This is a genomic window from Azohydromonas aeria, assembly GCF_009760915.1.
Taxonomy (GTDB): domain Bacteria; phylum Pseudomonadota; class Gammaproteobacteria; order Burkholderiales; family Burkholderiaceae_C; genus Azohydromonas; species Azohydromonas aeria.
Genome location: NZ_VIDQ01000046.1, coordinates 1 through 19,644 on the forward strand (window position 1 = coordinate 1; position 19,644 = coordinate 19,644).

Consider the following 19,644-nt stretch of genomic DNA (forward strand, 5'->3'; position numbering starts at 1 on the left):
GGGCGCGGCCGCGCGGCCGCGCGGGCGGCGCAGCTCGCGCACCGCCTCCAGCAGCGCCTCCTCGACCAGCTGCGCCTCCTCGGCGTCGCAGGGCACGTCCTCGGCCACGCAGCGCTCGATTTCCTCGCGCCGCGCGCGCGCCAGGCAGCCCAGCAGCCGCTCGCGCACCGTCTCGTCCCACAGGTGCTGGAACAGCTTGGCCAGCTCCAGCGTGTCGATGCCGTTGAGCGCCTCGAACAGCACGCGCTTGTCCACCGTGGCCAGGTCCTCGATGGACTGCAGCTGCCCCGCCCCCTGGCGCCTGGCGAAGTAATCGCGGCCCTTCTCCGCCACGAAGCGCAGCACCTCGGAGCGGCGGAAGTTGAACAGCTCGTCGGCCAGCTCGCCCTGCGCCAGCTTGCGCAGCAGCAGGGCGCGGTCCACGCCGGTGAGCGTGGCCACGTCGGCCAGCTCGATGAGCTCCTGCTCGCGGTGCAGCTTGTCGTCGAGGTTGTGGCGCGCGAGTTCCTGCGCGCGCGGCACGATGTCCTCGTGGTTGAAGCGCAGCGTGTGCGCGCCGCCCAGCGCGGCTTCCACGGTGGTGTCGATCTCGCCGCCGCCGCGCACCGGCCCACCGCGCGGCGCCGTGCCGGCGGCGCGGTCGAGCGTGACCAGGTTGAGCATGGCCATGCGCTTGAGCGTGGTGGCGACGTGGCGGCGCGAGTGCCCGGTGATGCCACGGCAGTGCTTCACCACGTCGGCCACCGCCAGCGACGACTCCTTCTCCCGGTCGCGCCGCATCCCCGTGCCGCCGGCCTCGGGCGCGGCCATCAGCGCCAGGATGTGGGCATAGCTCAGGATGTCGGGCTGCGTCTGGATGTTCTCGTGCGCGGCCAGCAGCGCGTCCTTCTTCTGGCCCGACTGGATCAGCGACAGCAGCATGTGGCGCAGCAGCGGCGCGGCGCCGTCGGCCAGCGCGCGCAGCCCGGCGGCGTCGATCATCTGCAGCTCGCAGTAGCTCAGCGCCCGCGCGCTGGTGCCGCGCGCCTCGGCCGAGGCCGACAGCAGCACCTCCTCGCCGAAGAACTGCCCCTTGCCCAGCCGCGCCAGCACCACCTTCACGTCGTCGCGCACCGCGGAGATCTCCACCTCCCCGGTCTTGATCAAGTACATGGCCGGAATGCCGACAAAACCCTCGGCGAAGATCGCCTCGCCCGGAGACACCGTCTTCATTCGCGTCGCAACCTGCTTCACCGCTTCACCCCTCGAAATCCTGCATGGCGTCGGCGCGCCGCGGCGCCGCGCGGCCTGAAGCCGGCTGCGGCGCTGCGGACCGTGCCGGTCCGGGGCAAAGGGTTCGTCTCGCGACGCGCGGGCCGCCGGCGCGCCCAAGGGCGCCGCGTCTCCCGCCGCGAGCTACGGAGGTCCGGCAGTGCCGTGGGGCAGCGCCGGTGCAGCCCGGCTGTCCGTCCGCCATGCGATGAGGACCCGTGGCTTTGCGTCCGAGGCTCTCACCCCGTTTGCCGAGTCCTCATATTACACACGGCGTTACGAATTCAACGCCTCGTTTCCGTGCCGAAGTTGGCGGCGCGGGGCCGGCGACACGCTTCGGACACAGTCGCGCCGGCCGCGGGCCTCAGCCGCCGTAGCTGACGCGCCAGATGGCGCCGTTGCTGTCGTCGGAGACCAGCATCGAGCCGTCGGGCAGCCAGGCCAGCCCGACCGGGCGGCCCCACTGCACCAGCCGCTCGGCGTCGAGAAACCCGGTAAGGAAGTCTTCGAACTGCGGCCGCCCGGCGGCGTCGAAGTGCAGCCGCACCACCTTGTAGCCGCGCGGGTCGCGCCGGTTCCAGGAGCCGCGCAGCGCCACGAAGGCGTCCTGGCGCATCTCGGCCGGGAAGCTGCTGCCCACGTAGAAGCGCATGGCCAGCGGCGCGGAGTGCGCCGGCAGCGTCGCCACCGGCGGCTCGGTTTGGGCGCAGAAGTCCTCGCGCGGGATGTCCACGCCCGATGGCTTGCTCTGCCCGGGCTGCAGCGCCAACTGGGCGGGCCGGGCCTCGGCGAGCTTGTCCACCACGCGGTTGCCGTAGCAGATCGGCCAGCCGTAATGCTTGCCGGCCTGGATCAGGTTGAGCTCTTCGGGCGGCGTCCAGTCGCCGCGGAAGTCGCTGCCGTGGTCCATGCCCCACAGCGCGCCGCTGCGCGGGTGCCAGTCGTAGCCGATGGTGTTGCGCAAGCCGTTGGCGATGACCTCCAGCCGCTCTCCGGCGGCGGAGTAGCGGATCAGCGTGGCGCGCTCCAGCTGGTTGCCCTCGGCGCAGTTGTTGCAGCTGCTGCCCACCGACACCACCAGCGTGCCGTCGGGCGCCACGCGCACCGTGCGGTTGGCATGCTGCCCGGCGTCGGGCAGCCCGCTGATGAGCACCTGCGGCGCGAAGCGCGCCAGCGGCGTGCGCCACACGGTGGTCGAGGCCGCCAGCAGCAGCGTGTCGCCCTGCACGGCGATGCCGTTGACGTCCTGCAGCCCGGTGCCGAAGGTGCTGACCTGCTCGGCCACGCCGTCGCGGTTGGCGTCGCGCAGCGCCAGCACGTCGCCCTGGTCGCGGCGCGTGACGTAGACGGTGCCGTCGGGGCCGACTTCGAGCATGCGCGGCTTGCCCAGGCCGGAAGCGAAGAGGTTGACGCGAAAGCCCGGCGGCACGCGCAGCCGGTGGACGATCGCCGGGCTGAAGGCGCCCTGCGCCGGCGACACGCGCCGCCCGACGGCGTAGCCGGTCTCCAGCGGCTGCTGCTGCGCCGGCACCGGCACGGCGCACACGGCGGCCAGCGCCGCCAGCGACCAGCGCGCCAGGCTGCGCCACGGCGTGGCGGACGCGTCGGGAGAGGGGAGGGACTGCGGGAGGGACTGCATGGAACGGCTCCTGGACAACGTCGCCGCCGGTGCGGCACCGGCGGCGTGAGGCAAGCGCCGTTCCCTGCGCGGGCGGGGCGCGCCATCGGTCCGGGGGCGGTGGAGGGCGCAGCCGGCGCATAAGGCGATGCGCTTCATACACGGCCTTACAGCGCCGCGTAAGCACCCGCTGCAAGCTGAAACACCCGGGAGCGGCCCCGGGTCTGCAAAACCATAACCGGAGCCTCTGAGATGAATTACATCGACGGATTCGTTGTTCCCGTCCCCACCCAGCGCAAGGAGGCTTACCGCGCGCTGTGCACGCAGGCGGCGCAGGTGTTCAAGGACTATGGCGCGATCCGCGTCGTCGAGTGCTGGGGCCAGGACGTGCCGGCGGGCCAGGTCACGGACTTTCGCCGCGCGGTGCAGGCCACGGACGAGGAGACGGTGGTGTTCTCGTGGATCGTGTGGCCGTCCAAGGCGGTGCGCGACGACGGCAACGCCCGCGCCATGAGGGACCCGCGCATGCAGCCCGGCGCGGAAATGCCCTTCGACGGCCGGCGCATGATCATCGGCGGCTTCGAGGTGCTGGCCGACGTGTGAGCGCCGGCTGCCGCGGGCGGCACGCGCGCAGCGCGTGCGCCCGCAACCGTCCGGGCGCGGCTCAGGGCTTGATCTGGGCCCGCACCTCGCCGCCGGGGTTGGCGGCGCTGTGGACGTTGACGTAGAGCTCGCCGGCCTGGTAGGCCTTCATCTGGTCGGCGTTGAGCCGGGCGCCGGCGGGCACGCTGAACGACCCGCCCTCGCCCTTGGTCAGCGGGATGATCACCGGCCCGTTCTTGCCCGGCGGCGCGTGGTGGATGTGCGCGGCGGTGGCCTCCACGCCGCTGACCTTGACGCTGCCGCTGACGGTGCCGTCGGCCGCCACGGCGATGTTGCCGCTGCCGCTGGCCGAGGTCGTCACCGGCGGCACCTCCTGGTCGCCGGAGAGCTTCAGCTCTGCGGCCATCAGCGCGGCGCTGCCGGCCGCCAGGGCCAGCGCGAGGACAGCGCGGGTTGCGCGGGAAACGAGCTTCATGGGTCATCTCCTGGGTGTGCGGGGGCGCCGATGATGCGCTGGCGCCTCGGGCGCGGCGGTGACCGCCGGTGACTGCGGGCCGGTCCGCGGCGGCGGCGGGCAGGGCGAGGTCAACGCCCGGTCAGCGCCGGGCAGGCACCATGGCGGCAACTGCCATGGACAACGAAGGGGAGAAGACGCATGCGCATCCTGCTGGCCGAGGACGATCCGCTGCTCGGTGACGGGCTGCAGGCCGGGCTGAACCAGCTCGGCTTCCAGGTGGACTGGGTGCGCGACGGCGTGGCCGCCGAGCGCGAGCTGCGCGCCGGCGTGCACGCCGCGGCGGTGCTGGACCTGGGGCTGCCGCGCCTGGACGGCCTCGACGTGCTCGCCGCCGTGCGCCGCGCCGGCATCCGGCTGCCGGTGCTGGTGCTGACCGCGCGCGACGCCGTGGCCGAGCGCATCCGCGGCCTGGACTCGGGCGCCGACGACTACGTGATCAAGCCCGTGGACCTGCACGAGCTCGCGGCGCGGCTGCGCGCGCTGGTGCGCCGCGCGCACGGCCAGCCGCAGGAGCGGCTGCAGGCTCAGGGCGTGGTGCTCGATGCCGCCACGCGCAGCGTGACGCTCGACGGCGCGCCGGTGTCGTTGTCCACGCGCGAGTTCGACCTGCTGCACGCGCTGATGCTGGGCGCGGGCCGGGTGCAGTCGCGCGAGCAGCTGGAGCAGCAGCTCTACCGCTGGGGCCAGGAGGTGGAGAGCAACGCCGTGGAGGTGCACATCCACCACCTGCGCCGCAAGCTCGGCGCCGGGCTGATCCAGACCGTGCGCGGCGTGGGCTACCGGCTCGCGGCGCAGCCGGCCCCGTGAAGGCGGCGGCGCGATGAGGGCGATCCTGCCGCCGCTGCGCTCGCTGCAGGCGCGGCTGCTGGCGCTGGTGATCGGGCTGGTGGCGGCGGTGTGGCTGGTGGCGGCGGTGCTGGCCTGGAGCGACGTGCACCGCGTGCTGGACGAGCTGCTCGACGCGCACCTGGCGCAGGCCGCGGGGCTGCTGGTGGCGCAGGCGCACGACGCCGACGACGACGACGCGGTGGACCTGCCCACGCTGCACCGCTACGCGCCGCGGGTGGCGTTCCAGGTCTGGAGCGGCGACGAGCTGTGGCAGCGCTCGGCCGAGGCGCCGGTGACGCCCATGGGCGGCGCGCGCTTCGTGCCTGGCTTCAGCAACCGGGATTTCGACGGCGCGCGCTGGCGCGTGTTCTCCACCGAGGGCGCGGTCGAGGGCGTGCGCGTGTACGTGGCCGAGCGCGAGCGCGGGCGCGACGACATCCTGTGGACGCTGCTGCGCGGCATGTTGTGGCCGCTGGCCCTGGCGCTGCCGCTGCTGGTGGCGGGCGCCTGGTGGGCGGTGCGCCGCGGCATGGCGCCGCTGCGCGAGATCGGCGCGGCCATCGCGGCGCGCGACCCGCGCGCGCCGCAGCCGCTGCGGCCGCGCCAGGCGCCGCCCAGCGAGATGGCGCCGATGCTGGCCGCGCTCAACGGCCTGTTCGAGCGCATCGCGCAGCTGATGGACGCCGAGCGCCGCTTCACCGCCGACGCCGCGCACGAGCTGCGCACGCCGATCGCGGCGATCCGCGCGCAGGCGCAGGTGGCCCTGGGCGCGAGCGAGGACGCGCCGCGCCGCCACGCGCTGCAGTCGGTGCTGCAGGGCTGCACGCGCGCCGCGCACCTGGTGGAGCAGCTGCTGACGCTCTCCCGCCTGGAGTCCGAAGGCCCGCCGGCGCTGCGGCCGGTGGCGCTGGACGCGCTGGCGCGCGAGGTGCTGGCCGACCTGGCGCCCGCCGCGCTGGACCGCGGCCAGGAGCTGGAACTCGATGCCGAGCCGGGCTGCCGCATCCAGGCCGAGCCCACGCTGGCCGCCGTGCTGCTGCGCAACCTGGTGGACAACGCCCTGCGCTACAGCCCGCCGGGCGCGCAGGTGCGCGTGACGGTGGCGCGCGGCGCGGGCGGCGTGGTGCGGCTGGAGGTGGAAGACAGCGGCCCGGGCCTGGACGAGGCGCAGCGGGCGCGGTTGGGGGAGCGTTTCTTTCGCGTCCTGGGCAGCGGGGCCAGCGGCAGCGGGCTGGGGTGGTCGATCGTGCGGCGCATCGCGGCGGCGCATGGGGCCGGCGTGGCGGTGGGGCGGTCCGAGGCGCTGGGGGGATTGAGGGTGGGAGTGGAATGGGGGCCAGGCTGACTCCTGGTCCTGGCTGGTTACTCAGGTCAGGCTGCTGACCCAGTTCTCCAGCACCAGGCCGGGCACCCGCTCGAACTCACCGAGGTCGTTGGTCACCAGGGTCAACCCTTCGCTGCGTGCGTGGGCCGCGATGTGCAAATCGTTGACGCCAATGGGTTACCCCGCCTCCTCCAGCGCAGAGCGGATGGCGCCATAGTGTGCAGAGGCCTTGGCAGGGTAGGGCTGCACTTCGAGCGGGCTGGCGAACTCTTCCAGCGCGGCAAGGTTTGGCGCGACCCTCGCACTATCCTCGGTCGCGCACCTGAACCTTCTTGACGCCTTCTGGCAGGCGCACGTCCGCCGGCAAACGCACGGCCTGGGATCGGTTGTTGGTGAAGACGGAGGAGAAACTCATCGCAGACCTCCGAGTGAGATATGGCGAAAGTATTTCCCATTCCCCGGCGAACTCAAAGGTGGACAGCGGGATTCCATGTTCCGTTATTTCTGCTCCTCTTTCTTCTTGTTCTCTTTTTCCTTCTTTCCCTTGTCGTAATGCCACTTGATGGCGAAGAACATGCCCGTGCCGAGCACGAGGATTTTGAACGTGAAGAAGACGATCGGGAACCAGTCCATCATTCCGTGAGTGTTTCCAGGCCATTGCCTGGCACGGCCTGTGTAAGGAGCACTGTTTCAAGCCGCCGCTTCAGCGGCTTGATACCTTGTTCGAACCATTATCGAATCATTATTCAATTATAACATGCCCACCGGAGTGTTTTGTCCGATGATATGGGTTGTCAATATTGGGGAAAGGGCGGCTCCATGACGGGCGGGGTCAAATAAAGATTCCGTCACGGAATGAAAGGAATCAGTTTGCCAATCTCCCTGCCATTGTCTTCGATGGGCGGAAATGCCGGGGTCAAGGTTTTCGAATGATTTCCGCCTCCTGAATCCGGCCTCCTGAATTTCAAGCCGGGTTGAATCCAGGCGCTCGCCCTCCATGGCCACGCCGCCGCATCCCGGCGGCGATGCCTACCCATCCGATCAACATCATCGCCACCGTCCCCACTTCCGGCACCGGCGTCGCGATGAGCGCGCCGCGATCGCCGTTGAGCAGGATGCGCCCGCGCGCATCGACGTCCCAGACTTCGAACAGCGTGTAGTCGTCCACGCTGCCGGGCGGCACCAGGTCGCGCAGCTGGGCCCGGGCGCCGTCGCGGTACAGCCACACCTGGCTGGGCACCGGTTCGTCGCTGTACGGAAAGGCCACCGTCACGGCCGTGCCGTTCTCGCTCAGGAAGGCGGAAATGGCTTGCTCGGCACTGATCCGCACGTAGCCGCCGTCGCTGTAGAGGTAGCTGCTGCGTTCGTCCTCGGTGTGGAAGTTGTTGCCCTTGACGGTGAAGGCCACCTGCCCGGCGTTGTTCATCTGCCCACCGGTGAGAAAGGTCTCGGTGCGGTTGAAGCTCGTTTCGCGGAACCGCGGCAGCAGCGTGATCTGGCCGTCGCGCCAGATGAAGGGTTGCGCATGCACTTCGCCCAGCTCCTCGAAGGTGTAGCTGCCGAAGACCTCGCCGCGGTCGTTGAAGGCCGCGGCGCGGCCGAAGGCCAGGCCGCCCGAGTCCAACCAGCGTGTGCCGTGGCCGTCGTAAAGCCAGGCCCGCCCGTCCTCGGCCACGCCCAGCACCTGCCCGAGGTTGTTGACGTCCACGGCCCGGGCGGTCGGCCCGGCGTCCGCGGGCAGGGCAATGGCGGTCGTGCGTCCCTGGCTGTGGAGGTAGGGCCGGTACGTGCCGTCGCCGAGCTGCAGGTTGCCGGCCACCTCGCCGCGCTCGTTGATGTCCACGGGTTCGTTGAACCGGGCGCCCAGCGAGTCCAGCCGCTGGAAGCGTCCGTTGCGCAGGATGAAGGCCTCGTAGTCATCGCGGCCGCCGTTGCGGCGGTTCAGGTAGCCGGTGATCAGGCCGGCGCCATTGAGGCCCGTGAGCCGGAAGCTGTCGTAGCCGGGCGGCGGCGGCGTGACGGGGTCGAGCCGGTAGTGCGGCAGCGCGGCCCGGGCTTCGGGCCCGGCCAGGCTCAGCAGCAGCGCCGCCAACGCGGCCGTCCAGATCTTGCGCATGGGGCTTCTTCCGGGCCGGGTGGCGGGGTGGCGCCAGGCGCCGGTGGCAGCGGCCGCGCGGCGACGGCGCGTGGCCGCGGCGAGCAAGCCGCCGCCGGCCAGCAGCATCCCCAGCGTCCCGGCTTCGGGCACCGGCGTGGCGAGGTAGTGGTGGTAGTCGTACTCCGACAGCCGCCCCACGCCCAGGATGCGGCCCCGGTCGTCGATCTGGCGCGCCTGCAGCAGCTCCCAGGGTGTATCGGTGGGTTGCTGCAGCGCCTGCAGCAGCCACAAGCGCCCGTCGCGGAACACGCTCGCGCCGCTCTCCGTCGGGTCGCCGGACTCATCGAAATAGTGGCCCACCACCCAGCCGTGGCTGTTCATGTCGCCGATCTGCAGGCCCTCGCCGATCAGGGTGTAGCGGCCGCCGTCCAGGAAATAGGCGCCCCACCGGTCGTTGGCGTCCTTGTCGTTGTCGATGGCGTAGCCCACGGCCACGCGCCCGGCGCCGTCGAGCCGCATCGGGCCCAGGCCGAAGTAGTCGCCTTCGGGCGGCACCGGCGAGGACGCCAGCGGCGTCACCGTGCCGTCGCGCAGCATTACCACCCGGTGGTCGCCGGTGCTGCCCACCATCTCGTCGCGGTCGTTGAGCGCCTGCAGCAGCGTGCCTTCGGGCAGGGCGCCGTCCGCGTCGAGGTAGCGGCTGCGCTCGCCGTCGAAGAAGAACGGGCGCGGCCGGTAGCTGCCGTCGAGCGCGTAGCCCACGGCATGGCCCAGGTTGTTGAAGTCCAGCACGCGGACCGCGCTGTCGGCACCCTCGGGCAGCGGCATCAGCGTGGCGCGGCCGCCGCGCCACAGGAAAGGCCGCTGCCGGCTGTCGTCCCAGACATGGCCTACGATCTCGCCGCGGTCGTTGATCTCCAGCACCTCGCCCGTGCTGCCGGGCAGGCTGCCCAGCGTGCGCAGGCGGCCGCCTCGCAAGACGGCCAGGCTGCGCTCGTCGCTGCCCGCGCGCCGGGTGACGCCGGCGATGCCGCTGCGGGCGTTGATGTCCACCGGCTCGAAGTAGTGGCCGTCGCCCAGGTCCAGGTCCAGCGCCTCGACGCGGTACCGCGGCCCCGCGGCGTAGGCCTGCGCGCAGGCCAGCAGCCATGCGGCTCCCAGCAGCACCAGGCGGCGGATGAGAAACGTGGTCTCCATGCGGCACCTCCTGAAAGCGGAGCGCAGGAACGGTGGCGGCCGGCTCGCGGTTCCGTGCAGGGCGCGCAAGGTACTCCCGGCGCCGCAGCGCGGGAGTTTGCGAAGGTAAACGGCCGCGCGCTCCGGTAAGCCGGCCTGCCGAAACCTCGGGCCCTGCGGGATCGGCCCGGGTCGCTTCGCTCCCACCCGGCGTCACATGGGCACACGGACTGCTGCCTTGCGCCGCAGCAGTTTCGAGTCACCGATGTCCCCGCCACACCCCGTTGATATTCCCCTGCCGCCGCACGAGCAGTCACGTGCCGACCTGTACGGGCTGCTGGGGCGCCTGCTGCTGGCACCGCCCGACGACGCGCTGCTGGCCGCCCTGGCCGCTGCGCCACCGCTGGACGGCGGCGCCGCCCATGTCGAAGACACCGAGCGCGCGCCCCTGGCACGCACCTGGGACGCGCTGCGCGCCGCGGCCCGCGGCGATGGTGATGCCATCTGCGAGCGCCACGCCGAGCTGTTCGTCAGCACCGCGCAGCCGCTGCTGAATCCCTACGCCAGCCTCTACCTCGCCGGCCACCTGCTGGACGTGCCGCTGGCGCGGCTGCGCGACGACCTCGCGCGCCTGGGCCTGCGCCGGCGCGCCGGCGTGGGCGAGCCCGAGGACCACCTGGGCGCCCTGTGCGAGGTGATGCGGCTGCTGATCACCGGCGCCCCCGGCCTGCCGCGGCGCACGACGGCGCAACAGGGCGCCTTCTTCGACACGCACATCGGGCCCTGGGCCGGGCGCTGCCTGGACGACATCGACGCCGCCGCCGGCGTGGGGCCGGGCGGCGCCTTCCTGTCCGCGCTGGCGGCGTTCATGCACGCCTTCCTGGCGCTGGAGTCGCAGGCCTTCGAGCTTGAGGCCGAGGCGACCGACGCCGAAGCGGCGGCGCCCGCCTGAGGCGCGGCCCCTGCCCTGAAACGCCCTGCCGCCGCCCACCCCGCCGAACACCTCTTCATTCAGTCCACGAAAGCTCACCATGACCTCGCGACTGCCCCGCCGCAACCTCCTGGCCGCGCTGGCCTGCACGCCGGTGGCCGCCGCTGCCGCCACCGCCGGCCGCGCCGTGCCGCCGGCTGCTTCGCCGCCCGCCAGGCCGGAGCCTGACCCGAGCCGGCCCGCCACCTACCACGAGACCGAGCACGCGCGCCGCTACTACCGCAGCGCCGCGCGGCTCTGACCCGCACACCAAACACAGACACCGGGAGACCTCGCGCCATGTCCAGCCTGCTCATGCGCAAGAACCCCGCCGCGGCCGGAAGGAACGGCGCCCAGGGCCGCGGCCTGACGCGGCGCGGCCTGCTGCTGCGCGCCGGCCTGGGGGCGGGCGCCACCGGGCTGCTGGCGCAGCCCATCGCCAACCACTTCATCGAGCCCGCCACCGCCGCCGAGCCCAAGCCGCCGGCCAACTCGCCGGTGGAGGTGAAGCACACCGTGTGCAGCCACTGCTCGGTGGGCTGCTCGGTGGAAGCGGTGGTGCAGAACGGCGTGTGGATCCGCCAGGACGCCGCCTTCGACTCGCCCATCAACATGGGCGCGCACTGCGCCAAGGGCGCCTCGGTGCGCGAGCACGGCCACGGCGAGCACCGGCTGCGCTACCCGATGAAGCTGGTGGACGGGAAGTACCAGCGCATCTCCTGGCAGCAGGCCATCGACGAGGTCGGCGACCGGCTGCTCAAGGTCCGGCAGGAGGCCGGCCAGGACGCCGTGTTCTGGATCGGCAGCTCCAAGCACAACAACGAGCAGGCCTACCTGCTGCGCAAGTTCGTGTCGATGTTCGGCAGCAACAACTGCGACCACCAGGCGCGCATCTGCCACTCCACCACCGTCGCCGGCGTCGCGCAGACCTTCGGCTACGGCGCCATGACCAACAGCTTCAACGACCTGCACCACAGCAAGGCCGTGCTGTTCATCGGCTCCAACCCGTCGGAAGCGCACCCCATCTCCATGCTGCATTTCCTGCACGCCAAGGAGCTGGGCGCCAAGATGATCGTGGTCGATCCGCGCTTCACGCGCACCGCGCGCTTCGCGCACCACTACGTGCGCATCCGCCCCGGCACCGACATCGCCTTCGTGTGGGGCCTCTTGTGGCACATCTTCGCCAACGGCTGGGAGGACCGCGACTACATCGCCGCGCGCACCTACGGCATGGATGCCGTGCGCAAGGAAGTGCAGAAGTGGACGCCGGACCGCGTCAGCGAGGTCACCGGCGTGCCCGAGGCCTCGGTGCGCGAGGCGGCGGAAATGCTGGCGCGCAACAAGCCCTCTTCCGTCGTCTGGTGCATGGGCATCACGCAGCACCACGTGGGCACGGCCAACGTGCGCACGCTGTCCATCCTGCAGCTGGTGCTGGGCAACATCGGCATGGCCGGCGGCGGCGCCAACATCTACCGCGGCCACGACAACGTGCAGGGCGCCACCGACGTCGGGCCCAACCCCGACTCGCTGCCCGGCTACTACGGCCTGGCCGAGGGCGCGTGGAAGCACTTCTGCAGCGTCTGGGGCGTGGACTACGCCTGGATGCAGTCGCGCTTCGCCTCCAAGGCGCTGATGGAAAAGCCCGGCATGACCGTGTCGCGCTGGTTCGACGGCGTGCTGGAAAAGGCCGAGTACATGGACCAGCCCAACCCGCTGCGCGCCGTCGTGTACTGGGGCCACGCGCCCAACAGCCAGACGCGGCTGCCCGACATGCGCGCTGCGATGCAGAAGCTCGACACGCTGGTCGTGATCGACCCGTACCCGACCATGACCGCGGCCATGCACGGCCGCAAGGACGGCGTGTACCTGCTGCCCGCGTGCACGCAGTTCGAGACGCAGGGTTCCTGCACCGCCTCGAACCGCAGCGTGCAGTGGCGCGAGCGGGTCATCATGCCCATCTTCGAGAGCAAGACCGACCACGAGATCATGTACCTCTTCGCCCGGAAGTTCGGCTTTGCCGAGCAGCTGGTGAAGAACATCAAGGTGGTCAACAACGAGCCGGTGATCGAGGACATCCTGCGCGAGATCAACCGCAGCGTCTGGACCATCGGCTACTCGGGCATGTCGCCGGAGCGGCTGAAGTTGCACATGCAACACAAGGCCGACTTCGACCCGACCACGCTGCGCGCGGCTTCCGGCCCCTGCAAGGGCGACTACTACGGCCTGCCCTGGCCGTGCTGGGGCACGCCGGAGATGCGGCACCCGGGCACGCCCATCCTGTACGACCTGTCCAAGCCCGTGGCCGAGGGCGGCATGCCCTTCCGCGCCAACTGGGGCGTGGAGCACGACGGGCAGCCGCTGCTGGCCGCCGACGGCTCCACCACCCGCGGCAGCGAGCTCGACATCGGCTACCCCGAGTTCGACCACGTGATGCTCAAGAAGCTGGGCTGGTGGAGCGACCTCACGCCCGTGGAGCAGGCCGCGGCCGAGGGCAAGAACTGGAAGACCGACCCGTCGGGCGGGATCATCCGCGTGGCCATCGCCCACGGCTGCGCGCCCTACGGCAACGCGCGGGCGCGGGCCCACGTCTGGAACTTCCCCGACCCGGTGCCGGTGCACCGCGAGCCGCTGCTGACCTCGCGGCCCGACCTGCTGGCCAAGTACCCGACCTTCGAGGACCGCGCCAGCTTCTGGCGGCTGCCCACGCTCTACAAGTCGGTGCAGGGCGCACGCGACTACAGCAAGGATTACCCGCTGATCATGACCTCGGGCCGCCTCGTCGAGTACGAGGGCGGGGGCGACGAGACGCGCTCGAACCCCTGGCTGGCCGAGCTGCAGCAGGCGATGTTCGTGGAAGTCAGCCCCTTCGACGCCGGGCGCATCGGCGTGCAGACCGGCCAGTACGTCTGGGTCGAGACGCCCACCGGCGCGCGGCTGAAGGTGCAGGCCATGGTCACGCCGCGGGTGGGGCAGGGCGTGGTGTGGATGCCCTACCACTTCGGCGGCTGGTGGATGGGCGAGGACCTGCTCAGGCAGTACCCGGAAGGGGCCGCGCCGATCGTGCGCGGCGAGGCCTGCAACACCGGCTGGACCTACGGCTACGACGCCGTGACCATGATGCAGGAGACCAAGGTGTCGCTGTGTCGGCTGCGCCAGGCCTGATGCCTGCCTGCTCAACGAACACGAGAGGAACACCATGGCCGCCCGCATGAAATTCATTTGCGACACCGAGCGCTGCATCGACTGCATGGGCTGCGTGACGGCGTGCAAGAACGAGCACGAGACGCCCTGGGGCGTGAACCGGCGCCGCGTCGTGACCATCGGCGACGGCGCGCCGGGCGAGCACTACATGTCGGTGGCCTGCATGCACTGCACCAACGCGCCGTGCATGGCCGTGTGCCCGACCGACTGCTTCTATCACACGGTAGACGGCGTGGTGCTGCACGACAAGGACCAGTGCATCGGCTGCGGCTACTGTTACCTGGCCTGCCCCTTCGGCGCGCCGCAGTTCCCGTCCACGGGTGCCTTCAACCACCGCGGCAAGATGGACAAGTGCACCTTCTGCAACGGCGGCCCGCAGCCCGACGCCAGCGAGGCCGAGTTCCAGCAGTACGGGCGCAACCGCATCGCCGAGGGAAAGCTGCCGCTGTGCGCCGAAATGTGCGGCACCAAGGCGCTGCTGGGCGGCGATGCCAACATCATTGCCCTGATCTACAAGCAGCGCGTGGACACGCGCGGCTACGGGCCGGAGCTCTGGGGCTGGGACATCGCCTACAACCCCAAGGGCAGCCCGCCGCCGGGCAAGGCCGGCGCGCCCATGAACGGCGGGGCGCAGCCGGGCAACGGCCACGATGCCAACGGCATCGGCGCCAACGGCCCGGCCACCGGCGTCGGCGGCCCGGAGATCAACGGCAGCGGCCTGCCCGCCACCCAGGGTGCGCCCGCAACCGCGCCAACCATGTCGGGTGCGGGCAGGGCCGGCATTCCCGACACGCGCGGCCCCGACGGCACGGTGCACGACAACAGCGCGCGCGGCAGCGGGCCGCGCACGAACCAGTTGCTCGACAGCTTCCAGAACAACCCGCGGCAGCTGCCGAGCTGACGCCGCCCAAGGACACACGCCCATGAAAGCCCTGCTGCTGATCGCCACCGCCCTGCTGCTCACCGGCTGCCTGGAAGTGGAGCAGTACCCCGCCTGGCGCGAGGGGCAGTACGACGGCAAGACCGACGACCTGCCGCAGCAGCTGCGCTTCAACGGCGACCGCCTGGCCTGGAACGCCGCCCTCGACAACCGCAACCGCCACCAGAACGAGTACGCGCGCATGCGCCCGTGAGTGAGCCGTCAAGTCTTTCAGCCGTACCGAGGAAGCCCCATGTCCCTGCGCCGCCTGCTGCTCTGGTTCTCGCCCTTCCTGCTGGCGCTCGTGCTGGCGCTGGCCACGCTGGTGCCCGCGCTCGCCGCCGTCCCCCACCAGAGCGCGGTGCCGGCCTATGCCGAGGAGCAGACCATCCTGCAGTCGGAGCAGGGGCAGCCCGAGCCGGGCTGGGGCGACGCGGCCTCGGGGCGCCGGCACTTCGACCGCCACTACATCAAGCCGCCGGGGCTCATGCCCGAGCAGGACGTGATCCTGCAGCGCGGCGGCAACACCTGGCGCACCTGGCGCAACGGGCCGCTCTCCACCGTCGCCGCGGCGCTGCTGCTGCTCACGCCGCTGGCCATCTTCGGGCTGTACAAGGTGTTCGGGCCGCAGAAGATCGAGGGCCCCGAGACCGGGCGCGACATCCAGCGCTTCTCGCGCCTGGACCGCTGGACGCACTGGGCCACGGCCATCACCTTCATCGCCATGGCCATCACCGGGCTGGTGATCCTGTTCGGCAAGAAGCTGCTGCTGCCCTGGATGGGGCACGACCTGTTCTCCTGGGTCGCCATCATCAGCAAGTACGCCCACAACATCCTGGGGCCGCTGTTCATCCTGAGCTCGCTGGCGATGTTCTTCGCCTACGTGCGGCGCAACCGCTTCGAGCGCGCCGACCTGCAGTGGATCAAGGCCGGCGGCGGGCTGGTGTCGCACGCGCACGTGCCCGCGCCCTACTTCAACTTCGGCGAGAAGATGTGGTTCTGGTTCGGCGTGACGCTGCTGGGCGCGCTGATGGCCGTGACCGGCCTGATGCTCAACTTCCCCTATTTCGCCGGCAACACGCCCGGCCCCGGCTTCACGCGCTACCTGCTGCAGTGGGCCAACCTGCTGCACCTGCTGGGCTCGGCGGCCTACATGGCCTTCGCCATGGGCCACATCTACCTGGGCACGCTGGGCAGCCCCGGCGCCTATCGCGGCATGCGCCACGGCACGGTGGACGAGGCCTGGGTGCGCACGCACCACGAGCTGTGGTGGCGCCAGATCTCGCGCGAGCGCGGCGCGGGGACGCGGCGATGAGCGCGCGCATGAACCCCGTGCGCGCGGCGGCCGCCGTGCTGGCCGCGCTGCTGCTGCTGGGGGGCTGCGACCGCGGCCCGAAGGTGGAGGACGGCGTGGTCCAGACCAAGTTTCCCGGCATGGTCAGCGCCGGTGGCGGCACCAGCGGCGAGGTGATCGCGCAGGCCGGCGGCAAGGCCACCGCGCCGCCGGCGGGCACGCCCGGCATTCCGCAGGGCGCCGAGGGCAACACCGGCGGCACGCGCCTGGGCGGCACCAGCGGCGAGCAGTCGGGCCTGCCGGCCGGCGAGGGCCCGCAGAAGGCGGCCTCGGCCGCGGCCGATCCCGGCGCTTCGGGCGTCGTCCCGCCGGGCGTGTCGGCCTCGTCGGTCGAGGGCGGCGCGGCGGTGGGCGGGCTGTCCAACGTGCCCGGCGCGGTGTCAGGGGCATCGTCCGGCGCGGCCGCCGGCGGCTCGCGCCCGGCCAGCTCGCCGGGCGTGCGCTGACATGAAGGAGAAGGCAGCCATGGATCGCAGCGACCTTCGCACCCGGGCCCTGGCGCTGGCCGTGGGGCTCGCGCTGGGCGGATTCACCGTGGCGGCGCAGGCCGCGCTGCCCGCGCCCACGCCGGAACAGCAGGCCGCGGCGGCGGCCAAGGCCGCGCAGGCCGCCTCGGCCGCGGCGGTCGAGAAGCAGCAGCTCGATGCCGCGACCGACCGCGTCGCGCAGCACTGGCGCCAGCGCGCCGCCGCGCAGGGCTGGAAGGTGAACCCGCCCACGCCGGTGGCCACGGCCGCGGTGGGCAACTCCGGCGCCGGCACCGGCGGCGCGCAGCAGCCGGGGCAGGGCAACCCGCACAGCGCGCCGGGCACGCCGGCGGCCGGGGCCGCGGCGCCGGCGCTGCCCATCCGCAGCGAGAAGCACGGCACGGCGCCGCCCAGCGAGGACGTGAAGCAGCCCAAGACGGGGCTGGCGCGCTAGGCGCGCGTGCGCCGTCTCCATTCCGGTCCCGGCCCGCGGTGCCGGGTGACCGCGGCTCCACGTTCCTGCGCAAGGTGAACCCCGATGGATTACGAGGCGGTCGAGAGCGCCGTGCGCAACGGCGTGCAGTGGCTGCGCCTGCTGGTCGAGACGCTGGGCGCGGTCGTCATCGCGCTGGGCATCGCCGTGGCGGTGCGGGGCCTGCTGCGGCACATGCTCAGCGAGCGCGGCACGGGCTTCAACCCGGTGCGGCTGTCGCTGGCGCGCTACCTGGCGCTGGCGCTGGAGCTGCAGCTGGCCGCGGACATCCTCTCGACGGCCATCGCCCCGTCCTGGGACCAGATCGGCAAGCTGGCCGCGATCGCCGTGATCCGCACGGCACTCAACTTCTTTCTCGGCCGCGAGATCGAGCAGGAGCAGGCCAGCGCCGCCGCCGCCGGTGGCCCCGAGGCCGCGGCGGCGCCACGCGCACGCCACGGGCCGGACGCCGCGGGTTGAGGCGACGCGCCGCCATGGCATCGCGGTTGCCAACAGCGGCGCCTGACGGCATTGATTGGAGGAGTCTTCATGGAAGCAGCGGACCTGGATCGCGGCCGGCGCGCCTGCCTGCTGGCGCTGGCCGCCGGGCTGGGCGGCGCGGCGCTGGGCGGCTGCGATGCGCGCGTGCGCAACGAGAAGGCCGCCGCCGGGGACGCGGACCCGGTGGCGCTGGCCCGGACGGCCACCGGCTTCACCGCCGGCGCCACGACGGCCCGCCAGGAGGCCTTTGTCTTCTTCGACATGCAGTGCCCGCACTGCGGGCGGCTGTGGCAGGCGTCGAAGCCGCTGCAGGACCGAGTGCGCTTCGTGTGGATACCGGTGGCGCTGCTCAACAAGGACAGCCTGGAGCAGGGCGCCGCCCTGCTCGGGGCGCAGGAGCCCGTGGCGCTGATGGACCGGCACGAGGCGGAGCTGCTGGCCGGCGGCAAGGGTTTAGCTGTGACCGACGCCGCGCCGGCCGGCCGCGACCAGGTGCAGGCCAACACGAAGGTGTTCCAGTCCCTCGGTGCCGGCTCGGTGCCCTACCTCGTCGCCCGCAACCAGAACTCCGACCGGCCGGTGACGCACGCCGGCGCCCTGTCCACGGGCGACCTGGCGGCGTTGCTGGGCGTTTGAGCGGCCACGTGCGGCCGCGCGCGGCCGCTCACCCCGCCGCCTTCTTCAACTCGAACTCCACCTCGAAGGCCGTGCCGCGCCCGGGCTCGCTCTTGACGCGGATGGAGCCGTCCATCAGCGCCACGGTCTCGCGCGCGATGGCCAGGCCCAGGCCGCTGCCGCCGTGGCGCCGGGTGCTGGAGGAGTCGGCCTGCTCGAAGGGGTTGAAGAGGCGCTCCACCTGCTCGGCCGGCATGCCGCAGCCGGTGTCGCTGACGATCACGCGCACCAGCGCCACGTGCTCGTCCTCGCGCAGGCAACGCATGTGCAGCCGCACCTCGCCGCGCTCGGTGAACTTCAGCCCGTTGTGCAGCAGGTGGAAGAGCAGCTGGCGCAGCCGCCGCGCGTCGGCGTGGAAGGGGCGGTCCAGCGCCGGGTCGAGGTCGCACTCCAGCAGCAGCGGCTTGCCCTGCGCCAGCGGCAGCATCTCCGCCACCAGCGCCTCGATGAGCTGGGCCAGGTTGAAGGGTTGCGGGCGCAACGCCAGCCCGCCGGCCTGGATGCTGGCCACGTCCAGCAGCTCCTCGATCAGCGTCACCAGCCGCGTGCCGGACTCCAGCGCCGTGTCGGCATAGCGGCGCTGGTGCGGCGCCAGCTCGGTGCCCTGCAGCAGCTGCAGCATGCCCATGACGCCGTTGAGCGGCGTGCGCAGCTCGTGGCTGATGGCCGAGAGGAAGCGCGACTTGGCCTCGCTGGCCTGCTCGGCGTCGGCGCGCGCCATCCGCAGCGCCTCGGTCTGCTGCTGCAGGTGGCGCGTCTGCTGCTCCAGGCGCTGCACCAGGTCGCGCGCGGCATGCACGCCGCGGCGCACGCGCTCGCGCAGCCGCTGCGTGACCAGCCCGGTGAGCGACAGGTACAGCCCGGCCAGGTACAGGATCACGGCCATGCCGATGTGGTCCAGCCACGGCACGGGCTCGCCCGGCGGCCCGAACCACGCGGCATGCACCAGGTAGGCCAGCAGCGCCACGTGGTTGAAGTAGAGCGCGCGCTTGAAGCCGAAGCCGGCCTGGTCGGCCACGCGCACCAGCAGCACCGCGACGTAGAGCAGCGGGTCGCTGCCGATGTGGTGCAGGTTGAGCAGCCACATCGGCAGGTCCAGGTGCAGGAAGACCAGTCCCAGGTCCAGCCGGGTGCTGCGCTCCCACCAGCGCCGCAGCACCCACCAGCTGCCCAGGCAGTACGCGACGTTGGCCGCCAGCACCTGCCACAGCGCCGGGGCGTCGAGCGGCCGCCCGGCGCGCAGGTCGTACAGCAGCAGGATCACCGCCAGCACGAAGAAGCCCGCGGCGCGCATGGCCGGGATCTGGCGCGTGTGCAGCCGCCGCCGCGACTTCTCGCGGATGCGCTGCAGCTGTGCCTCGTCCACGGTGAACGGCGGGCCGCTGTCCGGCCCCCCGTTGTCGTTGGGTCCCATCCCTTCCCCTTACTGCTTCCTTATTCGGTCCGCACCGGTGCTCCACCCGCCGCGCCCCTGCCGCAGGCGGCGCGAAAGGCGAGCCCGTCGCTCGGACTTCTCCTCAGCTCCACCCCCACGGTGGCACAAGCCCCGGCACCGATCCGTGACCAATTTCTCGATCGGCTCATTTCGCGGCCGCTTGAGCCTCAAATCTTGACCTCGGACAAAACACGATGGAGGCTGAGGTTGCAGACGTAATCACCTGTATCAAGGA

Annotated in this window: 19 protein-coding genes, 1 pseudogene and 1 riboswitch; of the genes and pseudogenes, 13 read left to right on the plus strand and 7 right to left on the minus strand. The window is 71.9% G+C overall.

Annotated features, from left to right (window positions below):
- Both FJ694_RS22900 and FJ694_RS22905 read right to left on the minus strand, forming a co-directional pair.
- Positions 1-1,212 (minus strand): cyclic nucleotide-binding domain-containing protein (locus FJ694_RS22900; RefSeq protein ID WP_157269641.1); only part of this gene is annotated, 1,212 nt, incomplete at its 3' end.
- A gap of 216 nt (positions 1,213-1,428) precedes the next feature.
- A riboswitch (cyclic di-GMP riboswitch) is annotated at positions 1,429-1,514 on the minus strand.
- Between the two features lie 101 nt (positions 1,515-1,615).
- Complete coding sequence (locus FJ694_RS22905; protein WP_157269642.1) at positions 1,616-2,890, minus strand: PQQ-dependent sugar dehydrogenase; 1,275 nt, start codon at positions 2,888-2,890, stop codon at positions 1,616-1,618.
- 231 nt (positions 2,891-3,121) lie between these two features.
- On the opposite strand from FJ694_RS22905, the gene FJ694_RS22910 reads away from it, so the two are divergent.
- Positions 3,122-3,472 (plus strand): DUF1428 domain-containing protein, encoded by a 351-nt coding sequence (locus FJ694_RS22910; RefSeq protein WP_157269643.1) that lies wholly within the window; start codon positions 3,122-3,124, stop codon positions 3,470-3,472.
- A gap of 61 nt (positions 3,473-3,533) precedes the next feature.
- Here FJ694_RS22910 and FJ694_RS22915 read toward each other — a convergent pair whose 3' ends face one another.
- The gene (locus FJ694_RS22915; RefSeq protein ID WP_157269644.1) at positions 3,534-3,947 is read right to left on the minus strand and encodes a CHRD domain-containing protein; all 414 of its coding nucleotides are present in this window, start codon (positions 3,945-3,947) and stop codon (positions 3,534-3,536) included.
- Between the two features lie 180 nt (positions 3,948-4,127).
- On the opposite strand from FJ694_RS22915, the gene FJ694_RS22920 reads away from it, so the two are divergent.
- Both FJ694_RS22920 and FJ694_RS22925 read left to right on the plus strand, forming a co-directional pair.
- Positions 4,128-4,796, plus strand: coding sequence for a winged helix-turn-helix domain-containing protein (locus tag FJ694_RS22920; RefSeq protein WP_157269645.1), 669 nt, complete (start codon positions 4,128-4,130; stop codon positions 4,794-4,796).
- 13 nt (positions 4,797-4,809) lie between these two features.
- Positions 4,810-6,162, plus strand: a complete 1,353-nt coding sequence (locus tag FJ694_RS22925) for an ATP-binding protein (protein ID WP_198320949.1) — start codon at positions 4,810-4,812, stop codon at positions 6,160-6,162.
- Positions 6,163-6,183: 21 nt separating this feature from the next.
- Here FJ694_RS22925 and FJ694_RS38000 read toward each other — a convergent pair whose 3' ends face one another.
- From FJ694_RS38000 to FJ694_RS22940, 3 genes are all read right to left on the minus strand, one after another.
- Positions 6,184-6,315, minus strand: coding sequence for a PIN domain-containing protein (locus tag FJ694_RS38000; protein WP_375140248.1), 132 nt, complete (start codon positions 6,313-6,315; stop codon positions 6,184-6,186).
- Positions 6,316-6,639: 324 nt separating this feature from the next.
- Positions 6,640-6,777, minus strand: coding sequence for a hypothetical protein (locus FJ694_RS36770; RefSeq protein WP_198320950.1), 138 nt, complete (start codon positions 6,775-6,777; stop codon positions 6,640-6,642).
- A 328-nt stretch (positions 6,778-7,105) separates the two neighbouring features.
- Positions 7,106-9,436, minus strand: a complete 2,331-nt coding sequence (locus tag FJ694_RS22940; RefSeq protein WP_157269647.1) for a PEP-CTERM sorting domain-containing protein — start codon at positions 9,434-9,436, stop codon at positions 7,106-7,108.
- Between the two features lie 244 nt (positions 9,437-9,680).
- Here FJ694_RS22940 and FJ694_RS22945 point away from each other — a divergent pair, with 244 nt between their 5' ends.
- The 10 genes and pseudogenes from FJ694_RS22945 (at position 9,681) to FJ694_RS22990 (ending at position 17,935) form a co-directional block, all read left to right on the plus strand.
- A complete protein-coding gene (locus tag FJ694_RS22945; protein WP_157269648.1) occupies positions 9,681-10,367 on the plus strand; it encodes a TorD/DmsD family molecular chaperone in 687 nt (228 codons plus the stop codon).
- 79 nt (positions 10,368-10,446) lie between these two features.
- Positions 10,447-10,647 carry a formate dehydrogenase gene (locus FJ694_RS22950; protein WP_157269649.1) on the plus strand — a complete coding sequence of 67 codons (201 nt, stop codon included), beginning with the start codon at positions 10,447-10,449 and terminating at the stop codon, positions 10,645-10,647.
- A 53-nt stretch (positions 10,648-10,700) separates the two neighbouring features.
- Positions 10,701-13,547 carry a formate dehydrogenase subunit alpha gene (locus FJ694_RS22955; protein WP_232540183.1) on the plus strand — a complete coding sequence of 949 codons (2,847 nt, stop codon included), beginning with the start codon at positions 10,701-10,703 and terminating at the stop codon, positions 13,545-13,547.
- 46 nt (positions 13,548-13,593) lie between these two features.
- Positions 13,594-14,223: pseudogene (gene fdh3B / locus FJ694_RS22960) on the plus strand (formate dehydrogenase FDH3 subunit beta); the annotation flags it as partial.
- Between the two features lie 286 nt (positions 14,224-14,509).
- A complete protein-coding gene (locus tag FJ694_RS22965; protein ID WP_157269651.1) occupies positions 14,510-14,719 on the plus strand; it encodes a hypothetical protein in 210 nt (69 codons plus the stop codon).
- 39 nt (positions 14,720-14,758) lie between these two features.
- On the plus strand, positions 14,759-15,820 hold the full coding sequence (locus FJ694_RS22970) for a formate dehydrogenase subunit gamma (RefSeq protein WP_157269652.1): 1,062 nt from the start codon (positions 14,759-14,761) through the stop codon (positions 15,818-15,820).
- Between the two features lie 8 nt (positions 15,821-15,828).
- Entirely contained in the window at positions 15,829-16,305 is a 477-nt protein-coding gene (locus FJ694_RS22975) for a hypothetical protein (protein ID WP_157269653.1), read from the plus strand.
- Positions 16,306-16,324: 19 nt separating this feature from the next.
- The gene (locus tag FJ694_RS22980; RefSeq protein ID WP_157269654.1) at positions 16,325-16,780 is read left to right on the plus strand and encodes a hypothetical protein; all 456 of its coding nucleotides are present in this window, start codon (positions 16,325-16,327) and stop codon (positions 16,778-16,780) included.
- Between the two features lie 84 nt (positions 16,781-16,864).
- On the plus strand, positions 16,865-17,278 hold the full coding sequence (locus FJ694_RS22985; RefSeq protein WP_157269655.1) for a DUF1622 domain-containing protein: 414 nt from the start codon (positions 16,865-16,867) through the stop codon (positions 17,276-17,278).
- A 69-nt stretch (positions 17,279-17,347) separates the two neighbouring features.
- Complete coding sequence (locus FJ694_RS22990; protein WP_157269656.1) at positions 17,348-17,935, plus strand: thioredoxin domain-containing protein; 588 nt, start codon at positions 17,348-17,350, stop codon at positions 17,933-17,935.
- Positions 17,936-17,963: 28 nt separating this feature from the next.
- On the opposite strand, the gene FJ694_RS22995 is transcribed toward FJ694_RS22990, so the two are convergent.
- Positions 17,964-19,388, minus strand: coding sequence for a sensor histidine kinase (locus FJ694_RS22995; RefSeq protein WP_157269657.1), 1,425 nt, complete (start codon positions 19,386-19,388; stop codon positions 17,964-17,966).
- Between the last annotated feature and the right edge of the window lie 256 nt (positions 19,389-19,644).